Annotated in this window: 1 protein-coding gene; it reads left to right on the top strand. The window is 53.6% G+C overall.

Going from position 1 to position 233, the window contains the following annotated elements:
• Positions 1-233: hypothetical protein (locus AC3A5T_RS16930; RefSeq protein WP_487629532.1), on the top strand; the 233-nt coding region annotated here is incomplete at both ends.

Below are 233 nucleotides of genomic sequence, written 5' to 3'. Positions count from 1 at the left end.
AAGACGGTTTTGCTTACTTTTGCCAAGACAAAAGTAAGCCGCGCGACAGCGCGGAAGCCCTGTCTTTGATCTTCGCTTTTGCCGTTGACTCGCATCTCTCGACCCTAAGAATCAAAGTCGCAAAGCGACGAGCAAACAAGATCGAGCAAGTACAGAGCTTTCGCCCGCTGCGCGTGCGAGTCCCTTTTGGATGGACCCAAAAGGAACCAAAAGGTCCCTTCGCCGGACGCGAG

Source organism: Luteimonas sp. Soil_C_16 (genome assembly GCF_057657295.1).
This window is presented reverse-complemented; position numbering and strand designations above follow the sequence as displayed.